Source organism: Streptomyces sp. T12 (genome assembly GCF_028736035.1).
Taxonomy (GTDB): Bacteria; Actinomycetota; Actinomycetes; order Streptomycetales; family Streptomycetaceae; genus Streptomyces.
In genome coordinates this window covers 3,687,645-3,704,145 of sequence record NZ_CP117866.1, presented here as the reverse complement: position 1 = coordinate 3,704,145, position 16,501 = coordinate 3,687,645, and the positions used below count along the sequence as shown (strand labels likewise).

Here is a 16,501-nt window from a genome sequence, read left to right as displayed (position 1 = left end):
GGGTCCTTTGCGCCGGTTAGGGGTGAGTGGGATCGGTATATCGCGTACGGGTACTACGTACAAAGTGCTACGGGCCGCTAGCTGCTCCCGTACGTCAGCCCGTGGCCGACCGGATACAGCACCCGTGTCGGATCGTCCGCCCGCTGCACCGGCACCGGCAGCTTCCCGCGCGGTGCCACCCGCCCGGCGATCACCCGCGCGGCCGCCCGCAGCTCGACGTCGGTCCAGGAGTACGACGCCAAGCAGGCGGGGACGGCGGGCAGATGGGCCACGTCGTACGGGTTGCGGATCGCGACCGCCACCACCGGCCTCCCTGTCGCGAGGAGCTGCGCGACCAGGGTCTTCTGGGTGCTGCTCGCCGTGACGTTGTACGTCCCGACCACCACCGCGTCCGCCGTCCGGGCCGCCTCGACCGCCCCGGCGATGGTCGCGGCGGAGGGCGCCGTACCCGTCGACAGAGCGGTCGTCGTGAAGCCCAGTTCGGTGAGGGCGGCGGCCAGCACGCCGGTCGGCGGTCCCGTCGTGCCGGACGGGGAGGCCGGGTCGGCGCCGACGACGAGGACCTTGGGGTGGGCGCGGTGCGACAGGGGGAGCAGCGGCCCCTCGTTGACCAGCAAAGTCGTGGTCCGCTCGGCGATGTGGTCGGCGGTCCTGAGGTGGGATGGGGTGCCGACGTTCCGGTCGACCCCGCCCTGGCTGACGTACGGCTCCTCGAACAGCCGCAGCTTCGCCTTCAGCCGCAGGATCCGCAGGATCGACTCGTCGAGCCGCGCCTCGGTCAGCTCGCCGTTCTGGACGGCCTTGAGGACCGCGTTCCACGCGATGTCGAGGGACGGCGGATTGAGGAGCTGGTCCACGCCCGCCTTGAGCGCGAGGACGGGGACGCGGTCGTCGCCGTACTTGGTCCTTACGCCCTCCATGCCGAGGGAGTCCGTGACCACCACGCCGTCGTAGCCCAACTCCTCGCGCAGGATGCCGGTCAGGATCGGGCGGGAGAGAGTGGCCGGGTCGCCGGAGTCGTCGAGGGCCGGGACCATGATGTGCGCGGTCATGATGGAGTCGATGCCGGCGCGGACGGCGGCCCGGAAGGGCGGTGCGTCCAGGGAGTCCCACTGCTCGCGGGTGTGCGTGATGACCGGGAAGCCGTAGTGGCTGTCGACGGCCGTGTCGCCGTGGCCCGGGAAGTGCTTGGCGGTGGCCGCGATCTGCCGGGAGCGCTGGTATCCGGCCACCTCGGCGGCGACCATGCCGGCCACCGCGGCCGGTTCGGCGCCGAAGGAGCGGACGCCGATGACCGGGTTGGCCGGGTTGACGTTCACATCGGCCACGGGGGAGTAGTTCTGCCGGATGCCGAGCGCTCTGAGTTCCCGTCCGGCGATCCGGCCGAGGGTGCGGGCGTCGGCGTGTGAGCCGCCGGCCCCGATGGCCATGGCGCCCGGGAAGAGGGTGGCGGGCTCGCCGACGCGGCAGACGATGCCGTGCTCCTGGTCGGTGGAGACCAGGACGGGCAGGCCGCGGGGCTGGGTGAGGGACGCCTTCTGGACGCCGTTGGACAGGTCGGCGATCTGGTGCGGACTGCGGGTGTTGTGCGCCCAGGTGAAGTAGATGATGCCGCCCACCCGGTACGTGGCGATCAGCTCGGCGGCTGTCCGGACGCCGATCTCCTTGAGGTTGGCGTCGATGTCGGCCTGGTCGGGGGCGGTCGCGGAGTGGCCGTAGACCCGCATGACGAAGAGCTGGCCGACCTTCTCCGGCAGGGTCATCCGGGCGATGAGGGCGCACAGTTTCCGGTCGTCCGGGGCGCCGGCGTGGGCGGTGCCGCCGACGGCCAGGGCGGTGGTGACGCCGGCGGTGGCCGCGAGGACCGCACGTCTTGAAGGTGTGGCGGTGTTGCCGGTGCTTGCCGTGCTTCTCCCGTTTCGTCTGCTTCCCGTGCTGGTGTCGGGCACGTGCGCTCCTTCCGGAGGTGGTGCACTGAAGGAAACTTCCGAGAAGTCACCAATAACCGGGAAGTTTCTGCCAGTCAAGGGAGTGCACCGTAACCAAAGAGGGGCCGCCATCGGCGCAGTTGGAGGGGGGCGCGCCGATGACGGCGTGCTGCCGGCCGCGGTACGGCGGAGAGGGTGGTCAGCGATCGCAGCCAGCAGCGAGGGCCGACACCGGACCACGGTGACTCTCCGGCAGCGTGCGGGTTGGACGGGCGGGGGTGGGGCTGGGTTCCCGGGGATGGCCGGAATCCGCGAAGTCGGTGAGCCCGGGGCCGCCGGGTTCCCCGTGACGCGTGGGCAGCGGGCGAGAGGACGGGTGGGTGACGGGCGAGGGCCGTGCGGGTCCATCCCGTGGACGGCGCGGCGCCGGAGCCGACGCCCGGGCGATCATGACGGCATGCCCGCAGTCGACGTCCCCGGTTCCAAGTCCATCACCGCCCGCGCCCTCTTCCTGGCGGCCGCGGCCGACGGTGTCACCACCCTCCTGCGCCCGCTCCGCTCGGACGACACGGAGGGCTTCGCCGAGGGGCTGGTACGGCTCGGCTACCGGGTCGGCCGGACCCCGGGCACCTGGCAGGTCGACGGCCGTCCGCAGGGCCCTGCCGCCCCCGAGGCCGACGTCTACTGCCGGGACGGTGCGACGACGGCCCGCTTCCTGCCGACACTCGCCGCGACCGGCCACGGCACCTACCGCTTCGACGCCTCGCCCCAGATGCGCCGCCGCCCCCTGCTCCCGCTCACCCGCGCCCTGCGCGACCTGGGCGTGGACCTGCGGCACGCGGAGAAGGAGGGCCACCACCCGCTGACGGTGGCGGCGGCCGGCGTCGAGGGCGGGGAAGTGACGCTGGACGCGGGGCAGTCGTCGCAGTACCTGACGGCGCTGCTGCTGCTGGGGCCGATGACCCGCAAGGGCCTGCGCATCACCGTCACCGACCTCGTCTCGGTGCCGTACGTCGAGATCACGATCGCGATGATGCGGGCGTTCGGGGTGGAGGTACGGCGCGAGGGGGACGTCTTCGTCGTCCCGCCGGGCGGCTACCGCGCGACGACCTACGCGGTGGAGCCCGACGCGTCGACCGCGAGCTACTTCTTCGCGGCGGCGGCCGTCACGGGCGGCGAGGTGACGGTTCCGGGCCTGGGCGAGGGGGCGCTCCAGGGCGACCTGGGCTTCGTCGACGTACTGCGGCGGATGGGCGCGTGGGTGTCGGTGGGTGCGGAGTCGACGACGGTCCGGGGGACCGGCGAACTGCGGGGGGTCACCGTCAACATGCGGGACATCTCCGACACCATGCCGACCCTCGCGGCCATCGCGCCGTTCGCCTCCGGGCCGGTGCGGATCGAGGACGTGGCGAACACGCGGGTGAAGGAGTGCGACCGGCTGGAGGCGTGTGCGGAGAACCTGCGGCGGCTGGGGGTGGAGGTGACGACCGGTCCGGACTGGATCGAGATCCAGCCGGGTACGCCTGTGGGAACGCAGGTCAGGTCCTACGGCGACCATCGCATCGTGATGTCCTTCGCGGTGACCGGACTTCGGGTGCCCGGTATTTCGTTCGACGACCCCGGGTGCGTACGGAAGACTTTCCCGGATTTCCACGAGGAGTTCGGGGCGCTGCGCGCGCGGTGGTGACGGGAGTTGTCGGGTGGGCTTCAAGCTGGTCGGGCCGGTCCTGGAGGGCGCCCTGGTGCGCCTGGAGCCGCTGGAGCACCGGCACGCGGCGGATCTGGCCGTGGCGGCGGAGGAGGAGCGCGACACCTACGCGTTCACCTTGGTGCCGAGGGCCCACGAGGTCGGTGACTACATCGACGCGCAGCTCGCCCGCGCGGCGGCGGGGCGGCTGGCGCCGTACGCGCAGGTCTCCGTGGCCTCGGGCCGGGCGGTGGGCGCCACCTCCTACTGGGAGCCACGCTCCTGGCTCTCCGACGACCGACTCGACGCCATAGAGGTCGGCTTCACCTGGCTGGCCCGCACGGCCCAGGGCACGGGTGTGAACGCCGAGGCCAAGCTGCTGCTCTTCCGGCACGCCTTCGAGGAGTGGGGCGTGTCCCGGGTGGACCTGAAGACGGACGCCCGCAACGAGCGCTCCCGCGCGGCCATCGAGAGTGTGGGCGCCCGCTTCGAGGGCGTGCTGCGCAACTGGTCCCGTTCCTGGGCGGCGGGGGAGGAGGGGCGGTTGCGTGACTCCGCGTTCTTCTCGATCACGGCGGCGGAGTGGCCGCGGTGCCGGGGGCGGCTGGAGGAGCGGGTGGCCGGGTACTTGCCGCGGGTGCCGTCAACTCCCTAGCGGACAAGGGAAGTTGGCGGGACGGTTCTCGGCAACGGCCTGCATCTTCAGCCTGTCCGACGTTTGAGGACGAGGCCCGTTCAGGGAACCATCGAAGCCATGACCGCCTACCTCATCCTCCACGGCTGGCAGAACCACCGCCCCAAGGACCACTGGCAGCACTGGCTCGCCGACCGTCTCACCGAGCTCGGCCACCAGGTCGTCTACCCCCAGCTGCCCGACCCCGACGACCCCGAACTCGAGGTCTGGCTGGAGGAGTCGGCCCGGCATCTCGCCGACCTCGACGCGGCCTCGGAGCGGGTCGTGGTCGCGCACAGTCTGTCCGCCGTGCTGTGGCTGCACGCCGTCGCGCGCGGGCTGCCGGGGCTCGACGCCGTGGACCGGGTGCTGCTCGTCGCCCCGCCGTCCGGCGCCGTGCTCGCACGCCACCCGGAAGTGGCCCGATTCGCCCCGCCGTCCCTGGAGTTCACCCTCCCCGGCCCCACCCGCCTGGTCGCCGGCGACGACGACCCGTACTGCGAGGAGGGCGCCGACACCCTTTACGGCCGCCCCCTCGCCCTCCCGACCGACATCCTCCCCGGCGCCGCCCACCTCGACCTGGACGCCGGTTACGGCCCCTGGCCCGCCGTACTGGGGTGGTGCCTGGATCCCACCGCGGAGATCATCGCTCGTCCGGCATAGCCGCGCCGTCCCGCAGCTCCGGCGTGCTCGCACCGACGTAGGCCACCGCCAGCACGCACAGCAGCCCGCCCGTGACCAGGGCGGTCGCGCCGGACGACCAGCCCGCGACCAGGCCGCCGCGCAGATTGCCGAGGTGCGGACCCGCCTGGCCGACTATCTGCTCGGCGGCCGTCACCCGGCCGAGCAGGGCGTCCGGGGTGCGGGTCTGGACGATCGTGCTGCGCGAGACGACCGACAGGGCGTCCGCGGCACCCGCCACCACCAGCAGCCCGAGCCCCGCCCACGGACTGGTCGTCAGCCCGAACAACGCCAGCGCGGTGCCCCACGTCGCCGCCCCGCACAGCATCACCAGACCGGGGCGGCCCAGGCGGGTGAGCGAACCCGACAGGGCCGTCGCCGTGACACCGCCCACCGCGACGGCCGACATGAACAGACCGAGGGTGCGCGGGTTGCCGCCGAAGCGTTCGGCGTTGATCAGAGGGAAGAGGCTGACCGGCATGGAGAGGATCGTGGCGGCGAGGTCGGTGATCAGCGCGCCGCGCACCACCCGGTTGCCGGCCAGGAAGCGCAGGCCGTCCAGGACGCCGTGCAGCCCGGCCCGCGCCGGCTCGCCCTCGGGCGGCAGCGCGGGCAGGCCGAAGGCGCCGTAGAAGGCGAGGCCGAAGCTCAGGGCGTCGAGCAGATAGCAGACGCCGATGCCGAACCAGCCGAGGAGCAGCCCGCCCAGCGCCGGGCCGAGCAGCATCATCGCCTGGCCGGTGACCTGGTTGAGGGCCAGCCCGGCCGCCACCTGCTCCTTGGGCAGCAGCCGCGGCACGAACACGCCTGCCGCCGGTCCGCCGACCGCGCCGAAGCAGGAGCCGGCCGCCACCAGGGCGAGGATCCCGGCCACCGGCACCTGCCCCGTGAAGCCCTGCACCGCGAGGAGCAGCACACAGACCGCCTGCCCGACGGTGGCGACCAGGAAGATCCGCCGCCGGTCGCCCCGGTCCACCCACGACCCGGCGAGCAGGCCCACACCCACCATGGGCAGGGCCTGCGCGAGACCGACCGCACCGCTCCAGACCGCGCTGTGCGTCATGTCCCAGACCTGGTACATGACGGTCACCATGGTCATGAAGCTGCCGAGCACGGACACCGTCCGCCCGATCAGCAGCCGCCGGAACACGGGGGACGTGCGCAGCGGCCGTACGTCGATCAACGTACGGGCGAGGCTCATGAGGGCATGGCGGGGCACGGGGCGGATTCAGGCACGAGGGGGGACGCTATACGGCGGTCCTCGCGCCGGGCCACCGAATTACGGGCGCCGGGTGCGGGCGGACTCGGTCACGGACGGGGGCCCAGGCCGACGCGCTTACGGGCAGCGGGCCTAGGCCGACTCGTTCAGCAGCCGTGAAAGGTGCTCGCGGCCCGCGTCCAGCAGTCCGTCGAGCGGCGCGGCGGCCTCGTACCACCGCTTCTCGTACTCCCAGCACAGCCAGCCGTCCCAGCCGTGCCGGGAGAGCACCTCCACGCACTCGGCGAGCGGCAGCACCCCGGTGCCGAGCGGGAGCGGGGTCGTGTCGTCGGCGGAGGCGATGTCCTTGACCTGGACGTAGCCGAGGTACGGGGAGAGGGCCGCGTAGCTCTCCGAGGGCTGCTCGCCACCCAGCCAGGTGTGCATGACGTCCCACAGCGAGCCGACGTGGCGGTGACCGACCAGGCCGAGGACACGGATCGCGTCGGCGCCGGTGCGGTGCGAGTCGTGGGTCTCCAGCAGGATCCGTACGCCCAGGTCGGCGGCGTACTCCGCGGCCGTACCGAGCCGCCGCGCGGCGATCGCGTCCGCCGACTGCCGGCTCTGCTCGGGGTCGGCGCCGGGGAAGACGCGGACGAAGCCGGCGCCGAGGTCGTGGGCGAGGTCGAGGAGGGCGCGGATCTCCTCGATCACGGGCCCGTCGTCACCCGGCGCGGCCACGCGCGCGTACCCGGCGAGCCCCAGCAGCTCGACGCCGGCCGCCTTGAACTCGCCCGCCACGTCCGCCCGCTGGGCGGCATCCAGGCCGGTGTGCACCGGCTCTTCCGGGTGGGTGCGCAACTCGACGCCGTGATATCCGTGCGCGGTCGCGAGCCGCAGCACGTCGGGGAGGGGGAGACCGGGGACGCCGAGGGTGGAGAACGCCAGTTTCATGCATCCCACCTTGCCAGGGAAATGGGGGGAGGCACATCCGGCACGGGGTCCGGGGGAGCCCGGGGAGAGCCCGGGAAGGCCCGGGATGCTGCGTGCGGACTGTTCCGCACGAGGTTTTCCACAGTCGGCGCCGGGTGCTCGTGGCGTCGCTATGATGCCGAAAATCACCTGCATGATGCCGAAATCGGCGGCGTGCGAGCGTGCGAGGGGGAAGCATGCGGCTCGGTATCACCGTGCTCGACGACGACGGGGGACAGCTTCGCGCACTGCAGCGCTGGCTGCTGCGGGACCCCGACTCGGCAGGCGCGACTCTCACCCTGTGCGGCAGGAATGCGACACCGGGCGCCATGGGCCCCGGCCTGGATCTGATCGACGTCGTGCTCAGCAACGCGGTGGGCCTGGGTGGACTGCTCGTGGCCGTGGCGAGCTGGCGCCAGTCACGGGGGAACAGGCCGAGCGTCCAAGTGGAACGCGACGGCGTCACCGTCACCGTGAGCGGCACCGACGCCGAGCAGATCGAACGGCTGGTGAGGCAGCTGACCACGCGGACCGCCGAGCCGGACGACGGCACCCCGGCGACGACCGCCACGCTCGACCGCCCCGGGTCATGAGCGAACTCTCCGAACCGGCGCTCAGCAGAGCCTTGTTGATCGGCGCCCATTCCTTCGCCGACCCCGGCCTCGAACCGCTGCCCGCCGTGTCCCGCAACCTGACCCGGCTCGCGGAGCTCCTGCGCGACCCGAGCGTATGGGGCCTGGCCTCCGACCGGGTACGCGTGCTGCCGGAACCCGACCGCGACCAGGCGCTGGAAGAGGTCGCCCGCCTCGCCGACGAGGCCGAGGACACCCTCCTCGTCTACTACGCGGGGCACGGCTTCGTGCACGAGCTGTCCAACGAGCTCTATCTCGCCCTTCCGAGCACCAATCCCCGACGCCTCTACAGCGCCCTGCGCTACCAGGACATCCGCGAGCTCCTGCTGGCCCCGCAGACCCGGGCACGCCGCAAGGTGGTGATCCTGGACTGCTGCTGGAGCGGCCTCGCCCTGCACGGCGCGATGTCGTCCTCGGGACTCGGCGGGATGTCCGACATCAGCGGTACGTTCGTGCTGACCGCGACGTCGGAGACCAGGACGGCGCTGGCACCGCCGGGGGAGACGTACACCGCGTTCACCGGTGAGCTGATCGACGCCCTGGAACAGGGGATCCCGCAGGCGCCGCCACTGCTCACCATGATGACGCTGTACCAGCATCTGTACGGCTCCCTGGTGGCCAAGGGCAGGCCGACGCCCCAGCAGCGCAACGGCAACACAGCGGGTGCCATCGCCCTGGCCCGCAACCGCTACCGGTCGCCCGAGCCCATGCCGGTCCCGGAGGTGCCGCCCGAGGGCACGTCGACCAAGGACGAACCGACCGAGGACGAGCCGACCAGGGACGAACCCGCCGCCGACGCACCGGCTGACAGTGCCGCAGCGGCGGGAAGACGTCGGAGGCGGCTCAGTCGCCGGACGGTCGTGGTTGTGTCCACCGTGCTGGTCGCCGCGCTGGGGACACTTCCCCTGATGCTGGACTCCGTCTTCGAGGAGGGGGCGAAGGGCGGATCGTCGGACGGCGGCGGGTCCGGGAACTCCAGGAACGCTGCGGACACGAAGAACAACCTCACCGTCGGGATCGGTGTGAGCGTTCCCCTGAGCGGTGACCTCGCGGAGTTGGGCAAGGGCATCAAGAACTCCGCGGAGCTGGCCGTGGAAAAGGCGAACGAGGACGCCTTCGTCCCCGGTGTCACGTTCAAGATCCAGGCCTTGGACGACAAGGCCCAGCCCGCCACGGGGGGCGTGAACGCCACGAAGCTCGTCGGCGATCCCGACGTGGTCGGGGTCGTGGGGCCGCTCAACGCGTCCATCGCGAAGCCCATGCAGGAGGTCTTCGTCCAGGCACACCTGCCCCAGATCTCTCCTGCGAACTCCGCTCCCGAGCTCACTTTGGGTGCCGACTGGCTGGGCGGCACACGTTCCAGGCCGTACGACACGTATTTCCGCACGGTGGCCAACGACATGGCGCAGGCGCCCGCCGCGGCCGAATACCTGTACGGAAAGGACGGTCGTCGCAAGGCTTTCGTCATCGACAACAAGCTCGGCTACGGCCAGTCGATGGTGGAGATGTTCAAGGCGGCGTTCCGAAAGGAGGGCGGGACCATCGTGGGTCAGAGTCATGTGGACTACGAACAGCGTGACTTCACCGACGAGGCGGAGCGGGCTCGTGCCTCCGGTGCCGACGTCGTGTACTTCGGCGGCGAATACCCATCCGCAGCGCCGCTGAGCAAGCAGTTGCACGCCGCTGATCCCGACATCCGCGTCGCGGGCGGCGACGGTCTCCTCGACAACAGCTACGCCTCCCAGGCGGGCAGCGGCGCGGCAGGAGATATCTGCACCTTCGGCGGGGCCGTCACGGAGCGGCTCAAGTCCGCCAAGTCGTTCGTCGCGGACTACGAGAAGGCCGGCTACTCGGCCCCCTACGGCCCGTATGGCGGGTACGCCTACGACGCCACCTGGGCGCTGATCCGTGCCTTCAAGGAGGGCGTGCACATCAGCGGCGACGAGCTGCCGTCGACGGCCCGCGAGGACCTGCGGGACGCGGTGCAGGAAGTCGAATTCGGCGGAGTGATGGGGCGGGTCGGCTTCGACGGCTACGGCGACGCCGTCAGCCAGCGAGCCGAGGTCTACCAAGTGCGCGACGGTGCCTGGAAGCCCGTGTGACCGAGCGGCTCACTCCTGCGTGCCGTGCAGATCAAGCCGCCAGTCCTGACCGTTCAGGTCCTTCCCGAAGGAGCGGTGGGGCTTCTCGGTGGCGAGGACGAAGCCGTGGCGCTGGTAGATGCGGCGGGCGGCGGCCAGGACGTCGTTGGTCCACAGGACGAGGTCGCGGTAGCCGACGCCGCGGGCGAAGTCGACGACGGCCGCCACGAGCCGGTCGCCGATGCCCAGGCCGCGGGCGTCGGGCTCGACCAGCAGCAGCCGCAGCCGAGCCGTGGCGGGGGCCTCGTCCCGTACGACCATCACGCAGCCCACCGGCCGGCCGTCCAGCTCGGCGATCCACACCCGCTCCAGATGCGGATCGTGGTCCTCGGCGAAGTCCGCGACGATCCTCGCGACCAGCCCCTCGTAGTCGGCGTTGAAGCCGTACTCGGCGGCGTACAGCGCGGCGTTGCGCTGCACGATCCAGCCGAGGTCGCCGGGGCCGGGCTCGCGCAGCAGGACGTCCTCGCGGCGGGGCGGGCGGCCGCGGTCCAGGATCGTACGGACGGTCGTCATCGCCTCGGCGAGGCGCGGGCGTTCGTCGGCCGGCACCGTCGACAGAAGCGAGCCGACCGACTCGGTCGCCCGCTCCTCCAGCAGCTTGCCGGTCTCCCGGCCGCGCGCGGTGAGCGTGACGCGGCGGCGCCGGGGGTCCTCCAGGGAGGGCGTGCGCTCGATGAGCCCGTCCTGCTCGAACTTGTTCAGGATCCGGCTCAAGTACCCCGCGTCCAGGGAGAGTTCGGTCCGCAGATCGGCCGCGTCGGTACGCGGGGAGTGCGCGAGCTCGTACAGGACGCGGGACTCGGTGAGGGTGTACGGGGCGTAGAGGTGGCGGCTGTAGTCGAGGGCGCCGATGACGTTCGTGTAGAAGCGGTTGAAGGCGCGGATGTCATGGACGGTCATGATCGTCGACCCCCGGATGGTTGACTCAGTCAGAGATACCGTGGGTCGAGCGTAGGACGCCCGCGCCTTCGCTGCTAGTCCTCGGCGGCCGGCCGGTAGACGCACACCTGTACGCCCGTCTTCCCGGTGACCGTGGACACGAGCTCGAACGGCCGCTTCCCGCCGTCCTCGGGGAAGATCGACTTGCCGCCGCCCAGCAGCACCGGCATCACGACGAGCTGGAGCTCGTCGACCAGACCTTCCTGGATGAGGGTCCGCACGAGGGTGGGGCTGCCCATCATCGCCAGGTCGCCGCCCTCGCGCTCACGCAGCTCGCGGATCCGGGCGACGGCCTCGCCGCCCGGGATGCGGGTGCTGTTGTTCCAGGTCAGCTGGTCGTCGCCGAGGGTGTCGGTCACGACGTACTTCTTCAGGGAGTTCAGCCGGTCGGCGAAGGGGTCACCGGCCCGCTCGGGCCAGGCTGCGGCCATGGTCAGATACGTACGACGCCCGTACAGCAGCGCCTCGGCCTTCTCCAGCCCTTCGCTGAACGCGGAGCCGAGCACCTCCGGGTCGAAGTACGGGTGCGACCAGCCGCCGTGCGCGAAGCCACCGTCGGTGTCCTCCTCGGGGCCGCCGGGGGCCTGTACGACGCCGTCGAGGCTGATGAACTCGGTGATCACGATGCGCATGGAAGACACTCCTGGTTCTTGCGTTCGGGTGCTGCTCGGGTACTGCGGGGGTGTTGCTCGGGTGATTACGGCAATGGAGACCGGATCGGGGCCCGGAAATCATCGGTGGGGCCAGTGATAGACGCGGAACGGGGGATTCGGCAGGGGGTGCGGCCCTCAAGCGGCCCTCAAGCGGCCCTCGGGCAGGCGCTCAGTGGAACGCTGGTCACGTCGTCGCCGTATTCGCCGCCGAGGTCCCGGACGAACCGATAGCACTGCTTGGCCGGGGCGTCCGCCTTCGCCCCGTACATGTCCTGGATCAGGACGGTGACGGTGGCGGTACGCCCCCTGCGCTCGACGGTCCTGACGTCGAAGTGGCCGAGCTTGCCGGTGGGGTCGAGAGCGCGCTGCACTCCGGTGGGTGTCAGCTCCATGGTGCTCATCTCCGCGATGCGGCTCCGCGCGGTGCCGGCCCAGGTGCCGATCTGCGTGCCCGGCAGGCACTCCTCGTAGTCCCGCACGGCCACGGTGGACGTCCAGTCCGAATCCGAGCCCCGGGTGAAGGTGAAGCGCAGGCAGCGTGCGATCTGAACGGAGCCGCTCCCCAGAATCACCCCCTCGCTGTCGTAGAAGTCGGCCCTGCGCGCGGTGGCGGTGAACCGGTGATGTGCCGGGTCGTAGCTGATGAGCGGCGTTTCGCTGTGCCGCCAGATCACCCCGGTCAGCGTGTCGGCATCGGCGCCGGAACCGCTCGCGGTGAGCGCATGGCTGGTGTCGTCGGCCTGCTCATGGGCGCGCCGGAGAATGGAGTTCAGGGTGTCCTGCTGACGCTCGCTGTTCACCTGGTCGGCGTGCCAGACCGTGTACCAGAAGTACGCGACAAGGGCAGCCGGAATCATCAGCAGCACCAGACAGCAGTTGGCGGCACGCCGGGTTATGGGTCCGGCGCCCTGTGGTCTTCCCCCGTTGCTCATCCGGATGATGTACCAGCCGCCGGCGCCGGCGGGGAAGTCACCGGCCCCGAAAAGACGGTGACGGAAGATCACCTCCATGGCCAGACTGACCCGATGACGACCGGATCGGACCTCACGGCGGACCTCCGCCGCTGCCTCCAGGACGCGCGCGACGTCCTCCTCTGGAAGCTCGAAGGCCTGTCGGAGTACGACATCCGCCGCCCCATGACCCCCACCGGCACCAACCTGCTGGGCCTGGTCAAGCACGTGACCGGCGCGGAGGCGTTCTACTTCGGCGACACCTTCGGCCGCCCCTGCCCGGCACCCCCGCTATGGATCACCGGCGACGCCCCCGAGCCGAACGCCGACCTGTGGGCGACCGCCGACGAGACGCGCGAACAGATCGTCGACGACTACCGCCGGGTCTGCGCCCACGCCGACGAGACGATCGAGACCCTGCCTCTGGACGCGGTCGGCCGAATCCCCGGGGACCCGCCGATCGACCTCACGCTCCACCGCGCCCTCGTCCACATGATCGGCGAGACTCACCGGCACGCAGGTCACGCGGACATCGTGCGCGAACTCATCGACGGGGCAACGGGGTTGCGCACCGGGGACTCCAACATGGCGCCGGGGGACGTGGCGTGGTGGGAGAAGCACCGGGAGCGGGTGGAGGAGGCGGCTCTCGCGGCCGAGCGGGAGCGCATCGGTCGCTGAAGCACAGGGTGGTCCGCCCTCCCGGCGAGGGCGGACCACCCCGCCTCACTACGCGGCGTACTCCACGAAGCGCTGCGCGGTCTCGGCCAGCACTTCCCGTCCGTCCCGCGCCCACAGCCCGTCGTTGAACAGCTCGACCTCGATGGCCCCGCTGTAACCGGCCGCCTCGACGTACCCCTTCCACTCCCGCATGTCGATCGCCCCGTCCCCGATCTGGCCGCGCCCGGTGAGCACGCCCTCCGGCAGCGGTGTCGTCCAGTCGGCGAGCTGGAAGGTGTGGATACGGCCACCTGCCCCCGCCCGAGCGATCTGCTGCGGCGCCGTGTCGTCCCACCAGATGTGGTACGTGTCCACGGTGACGCCGACCTGGTGGGCCGGGAAGCGTTCCGCGAGGTCCAGGGCCTGGGCCAGGGTCGACACCACGCAGCGGTCGGAGGCGTACATCGGGTGCAGCGGCTCGATGGCCAGCTTCACGCCGCGCTCCTCGGCGTACGGGCCCAACTCGCCGAGCGCGTCTGCGATCCGCTCCCGCGCCCCGTGCAGGTCCTTGGAGCCGGCCGGCAGACCGCCGGACACCAGCACCAGGACGTCCGTGCCCAGCGTCGCCGCCTCGTCGACCGCCCGGCGGTTGTCGTCCAGCGCCTTCGCCCGCTCCTGCGGGTCGATCGCCGTGAAGAAGCCGCCGCGGCACAGGGTGGTGACCGTCAGGCCGGCGTCACGGACCAGCTTGGCCGTCGCCTCCAGGCCGTACGTCTGGACGGGTTCGCGCCACAGGCCGACGTTCGCCACGCCCAACTCGCCGCACGCCTCGACCAGTTCGGGCATGCTCAGCTGCTTCACCGTCATCTGGTTGATGGAGAAGCGTTCAAGTCCGGTGCTCACTGGGCCACTCCGTACAGGGCGAGCAGGTTCTTCATCCGCTCCTCGGCCAGCTTCGGGTCCGGGAAGAGGCCCAGTCCGTCGGCGAGTTCGTAGGCGCGGGCGAAGTGCGGGAGGGAACGGGCCGACTGCAGGCCGCCGACCATGGTGAAGTGCGACTGGTGGCCGGCCAGCCAGGCGAGGAAGACCACGCCCGTCTTGTAGAAGCGGGTCGGCGCCTGGAAGAGGTGGCGGGACAACTCGACCGTGGGGTCGAGCAGTTCACGGAAGCCGCCGACATTCCCCGTGTCCAGGACCCGGACCGCCTCGGCCGCCAGCGGGCCCAGCGGGTCGAAGATGCCGAGCAGGGCGTGGCTGAAGCCCTTCTCGTCGCCCGCGATCAGCTCGGGGTAGTTGAAGTCGTCGCCGGTGTAGCAGCGCACGCCCTGCGGGAGGCGGCGGCGGATGTCGATCTCCCGCTGGGCCTCCAGCAGCGACACCTTGATGCCGTCCACCTTGTCGGGGTGCGCGGCGATGACCTCCAGGAAGGTGTCGGTGGCCGCGTCGAGGTCGCTCGACCCCCAGTAGCCCTCCAGCGCCGGGTCGAACATCGGGCCCAGCCAGTGCAGGATCACCGGCTCGGCGGACTGGCGCAGGAGGTGGCCGTAGACCTGCAGGTAGTCCTCGGGGCCCTTCGCCGCGGCGGCCAGCGCCCGCGAGGCCATCAGGATGGCCTGCGCACCGGACTCCTCGACGAGGGCAAGCTGCTCCTCGTAGGCCGCCCGGACCTCGTCCAGGGACGCCGGGCCGGTGAGCTGGTCGGTGCCGACACCGCAGGCGATCAGCCCGCCGACCGCCTTCGCCTCGGCGGCGCTGCGGCGGATCAGCTCGGCCGCGCCCGCCCAGTCCAGGCCCATCCCGCGCTGGGCGGTGTCCATGGCCTCGGCGACGCCGAGCCCGTGGGACCACAGGTGCCGGCGGAAGGCGAGGGTGGCGTCCCAGTCGACGGCGGCGGCCGAGTCGGGCGACACATCGGCGTACGGGTCGGCGACGACGTGCGCCGCCGAGAAGACCGTACGGGAGGTGAGGGGCGCGCCCGGAGTGAGGGCGAGCGGCTCGCTGCGGGGCTCGTACGCCCTCAAGCCGCCCTTGAAGTCAGGGAGTCGGACGGTCACAGGGAGACCTCCGGGACGTCGATACGGCGGCCCTCGGCCGAGGACTTCAGGCCCAGCTCGGCGAGCTGGACGCCGCGGGCACCGGCGAGGAGGTCCCAGTGGTAGGGGGCGTCGGCGTAGACGTGCTTGAGGAACAGCTCCCACTGGGCCTTGAAGCCGTTGTCGAACTCGGCGTTGTCCGGGACCTCCTGCCACTGGTCGCGGAAGGAGTAGGTGGCCGGGATGTCCGGGTTCCAGACCGGCTTGGGGGTGAGGGAGCGGTGCTGGACGCGGCAGTTGCGCAGGCCCGCGACCGCGGAGCCCTCGGTGCCGTCCACCTGGAATTCCACCAGCTCGTCGCGGTTGACGCGCACGGCCCAGGAGGAGTTGATCTGGGCGATGGCGCCGCCGTCGAGCTCGAAGATGCCGTACGCGGCGTCGTCGGCCGTGGCGTCGTAGGGCTTGTCGTTCTCGTCCCAGCGCTGCGGGATGTGGGTGGTGGCGATGGCCTGGACGGACCTCACGCGGCCGAACAGCTCGTGCAGCACGTACTCCCAGTGCGGGAACATGTCGACAACGATGCCACCGCCGTCCTCGGCCCGGTAGTTCCACGACGGCCGCTGCGCGTCCTGCCAGTCGCCCTCGAAGACCCAGTAGCCGAACTCGCCGCGGATGGAGAGGATCCGCCCGAAGAAGCCCCCGTCGATGAGCCGCTTCAGCTTCAGCAGGCCCGGGAGGAAGAGCTTGTCCTGCACGACGCCGTGCTTGATGCCGGCGTCGGCGGCCAGCCGCGCGAGCTCCAGGGCGCCTTCCAGCCCCGTGGCGGTCGGCTTCTCGGTGTAGATGTGCTTGCCCGCGGCGATCGCCTTCCGGATCGCCTCCTCGCGGGCGGAGGTGACCTGGGCGTCGAAGTAGATGTCGACGGTCGGGTCGGCGAGGACCGCGTCGACGTCGGTCGAGACGTTCTCCAGGCCCAGGCCGTGCTGCTCGGCGAGCGCCTTCAGGGCGTGCTCGCGGCGGCCGACCAGGATCGGCTCCGGCCACAGCACGGTGCCGTCGCCGAGGTCGAGGCCGCCCTGCTCGCGGATGGCCAGGATGGAGCGGACCAGGTGCTGGCGGTAGCCCATGCGCCCGGTCACACCGTTCATGGCGATACGCACCGTCTTGCGTGTCACGTCGTTCCCTTCGTAGGTGTCTGCGCAGTGTTCGTGCGCGCTTCGTACGCGGTTGTGCGCGCCGCGTACGCCCCTACCCTGTTGAGCGTCACAGCAAGCGCTTTCTATCTGATGAGAAGCTAGCCTCTGAGCAGCGGTGTAGACAAGACCGTGACGGGGTTGAGTTGTTCGAGGGGACG

General features: G+C 71.3%; 15 protein-coding genes. 6 read left to right on the top strand and 9 right to left on the bottom strand.

The window, feature by feature from the left end:
* Positions 1-77: 77 nt before the first annotated feature.
* Positions 78-1,949, bottom strand: a complete 1,872-nt coding sequence (locus PBV52_RS16470; protein WP_274239124.1) for a glycoside hydrolase family 3 protein — start codon at positions 1,947-1,949, stop codon at positions 78-80.
* A gap of 436 nt (positions 1,950-2,385) precedes the next feature.
* On the opposite strand from PBV52_RS16470, the gene aroA reads away from it, so the two are divergent.
* From aroA to PBV52_RS16455, 3 genes are all read left to right on the top strand, one after another.
* Positions 2,386-3,615 carry a 3-phosphoshikimate 1-carboxyvinyltransferase gene (gene aroA, locus PBV52_RS16465; protein ID WP_274239123.1) on the top strand — a complete coding sequence of 410 codons (1,230 nt, stop codon included), beginning with the start codon at positions 2,386-2,388 and terminating at the stop codon, positions 3,613-3,615.
* A gap of 13 nt (positions 3,616-3,628) precedes the next feature.
* Complete coding sequence (locus PBV52_RS16460; RefSeq protein WP_274239122.1) at positions 3,629-4,270, top strand: GNAT family N-acetyltransferase; 642 nt, start codon at positions 3,629-3,631, stop codon at positions 4,268-4,270.
* A 99-nt stretch (positions 4,271-4,369) separates the two neighbouring features.
* Positions 4,370-4,951 (top strand): alpha/beta hydrolase, encoded by a 582-nt coding sequence (locus PBV52_RS16455; RefSeq protein WP_274239121.1) that lies wholly within the window; start codon positions 4,370-4,372, stop codon positions 4,949-4,951.
* Here PBV52_RS16455 and PBV52_RS16450 read toward each other — a convergent pair.
* Positions 4,932-6,170, bottom strand: a complete 1,239-nt coding sequence (locus tag PBV52_RS16450; protein WP_274239120.1) for an MFS transporter — start codon at positions 6,168-6,170, stop codon at positions 4,932-4,934. The genes PBV52_RS16455 and PBV52_RS16450 overlap by 20 nt on opposite strands.
* A 150-nt stretch (positions 6,171-6,320) precedes the next feature.
* A complete protein-coding gene (locus PBV52_RS16445; protein WP_274239119.1) occupies positions 6,321-7,121 on the bottom strand; it encodes a sugar phosphate isomerase/epimerase in 801 nt (266 codons plus the stop codon).
* Between the two features lie 215 nt (positions 7,122-7,336).
* Between PBV52_RS16445 and PBV52_RS16440 the strand changes: the two genes are divergently transcribed.
* Together PBV52_RS16440 and PBV52_RS16435 are read left to right on the top strand one after the other, a co-directional pair.
* Positions 7,337-7,732 (top strand): hypothetical protein, encoded by a 396-nt coding sequence (locus PBV52_RS16440; RefSeq protein WP_274239118.1) that lies wholly within the window; start codon positions 7,337-7,339, stop codon positions 7,730-7,732.
* Entirely contained in the window at positions 7,729-9,873 is a 2,145-nt protein-coding gene (locus PBV52_RS16435; RefSeq protein ID WP_274239117.1) for an ABC transporter substrate-binding protein, read from the top strand. Before PBV52_RS16440 ends, PBV52_RS16435 begins: the two co-directional genes overlap by 4 nt.
* Positions 9,874-9,882: 9 nt before the next feature.
* On the opposite strand, the gene PBV52_RS16430 is transcribed toward PBV52_RS16435, so the two are convergent.
* The 3 genes from PBV52_RS16430 to PBV52_RS16420 all read right to left on the bottom strand — a co-directional run bounded on the left by PBV52_RS16430 (position 9,883) and on the right by PBV52_RS16420 (position 12,517).
* Positions 9,883-10,815, bottom strand: a complete 933-nt coding sequence (locus tag PBV52_RS16430) for a bifunctional helix-turn-helix transcriptional regulator/GNAT family N-acetyltransferase (RefSeq protein WP_274239116.1) — start codon at positions 10,813-10,815, stop codon at positions 9,883-9,885.
* A gap of 74 nt (positions 10,816-10,889) precedes the next feature.
* The gene (locus tag PBV52_RS16425; protein WP_274239115.1) at positions 10,890-11,486 is read right to left on the bottom strand and encodes a dihydrofolate reductase family protein; all 597 of its coding nucleotides are present in this window, start codon (positions 11,484-11,486) and stop codon (positions 10,890-10,892) included.
* 167 nt (positions 11,487-11,653) lie between these two features.
* A complete protein-coding gene (locus tag PBV52_RS16420) occupies positions 11,654-12,517 on the bottom strand; it encodes a hypothetical protein (RefSeq protein ID WP_274239114.1) in 864 nt (287 codons plus the stop codon).
* A 15-nt stretch (positions 12,518-12,532) separates the two neighbouring features.
* On the opposite strand from PBV52_RS16420, the gene PBV52_RS16415 reads away from it, so the two are divergent.
* The gene (locus PBV52_RS16415) at positions 12,533-13,135 is read left to right on the top strand and encodes a DinB family protein (protein ID WP_274239113.1); all 603 of its coding nucleotides are present in this window, start codon (positions 12,533-12,535) and stop codon (positions 13,133-13,135) included.
* Between the two features lie 48 nt (positions 13,136-13,183).
* Here the strand turns inward: PBV52_RS16415 and PBV52_RS16410 are convergent, their stop codons facing one another.
* From PBV52_RS16410 to PBV52_RS16400, 3 genes are read right to left on the bottom strand one after another with little or no spacing between them, the layout of a single operon-like run.
* Positions 13,184-13,981: a sugar phosphate isomerase/epimerase gene (locus tag PBV52_RS16410; RefSeq protein ID WP_274249414.1), complete on the bottom strand. Its 798-nt coding sequence runs from the start codon at positions 13,979-13,981 to the stop codon at positions 13,184-13,186.
* A gap of 32 nt (positions 13,982-14,013) precedes the next feature.
* Entirely contained in the window at positions 14,014-15,168 is a 1,155-nt protein-coding gene (locus PBV52_RS16405) for a dihydrodipicolinate synthase family protein (RefSeq protein ID WP_274239112.1), read from the bottom strand.
* Positions 15,165-16,322, bottom strand: a complete 1,158-nt coding sequence (locus tag PBV52_RS16400) for a Gfo/Idh/MocA family protein (RefSeq protein ID WP_274239111.1) — start codon at positions 16,320-16,322, stop codon at positions 15,165-15,167. The genes PBV52_RS16405 and PBV52_RS16400 overlap by 4 nt, the downstream gene beginning before the upstream one ends.
* Positions 16,323-16,501: the final 179 nt, after the last annotated feature.

What these genes read in the sequence shown, in the direction of transcription:
- aroA (WP_274239123.1), top strand. Translation starts at nt 2,386, where the DNA reads ATGCCCGCAGTCGACGTCCCCGGTTCCAAGTCCATCACCGCCCGCGCC.
- PBV52_RS16455 (WP_274239121.1), top strand. Translation starts at nt 4,370, where the DNA reads ATGACCGCCTACCTCATCCTCCACGGCTGGCAGAACCACCGCCCCAAG.
- PBV52_RS16450 (WP_274239120.1), bottom strand. Translation starts at nt 6,170, where the DNA reads ATGAGCCTCGCCCGTACGTTGATCGACGTACGGCCGCTGCGCACGTCC.
- PBV52_RS16445 (WP_274239119.1), bottom strand. Translation starts at nt 7,121, where the DNA reads ATGAAACTGGCGTTCTCCACCCTCGGCGTCCCCGGTCTCCCCCTCCCC.
- PBV52_RS16440 (WP_274239118.1), top strand. Translation starts at nt 7,337, where the DNA reads ATGCGGCTCGGTATCACCGTGCTCGACGACGACGGGGGACAGCTTCGC.
- PBV52_RS16435 (WP_274239117.1), top strand. Translation starts at nt 7,729, where the DNA reads ATGAGCGAACTCTCCGAACCGGCGCTCAGCAGAGCCTTGTTGATCGGC.
- PBV52_RS16430 (WP_274239116.1), bottom strand. Translation starts at nt 10,815, where the DNA reads ATGACCGTCCATGACATCCGCGCCTTCAACCGCTTCTACACGAACGTC.
- PBV52_RS16425 (WP_274239115.1), bottom strand. Translation starts at nt 11,486, where the DNA reads ATGCGCATCGTGATCACCGAGTTCATCAGCCTCGACGGCGTCGTACAG.
- PBV52_RS16420 (WP_274239114.1), bottom strand. Translation starts at nt 12,517, where the DNA reads ATGGAGGTGATCTTCCGTCACCGTCTTTTCGGGGCCGGTGACTTCCCC.
- PBV52_RS16415 (WP_274239113.1), top strand. Translation starts at nt 12,533, where the DNA reads ATGACGACCGGATCGGACCTCACGGCGGACCTCCGCCGCTGCCTCCAG.
- PBV52_RS16410 (WP_274249414.1), bottom strand. Translation starts at nt 13,981, where the DNA reads ATGACGGTGAAGCAGCTGAGCATGCCCGAACTGGTCGAGGCGTGCGGC.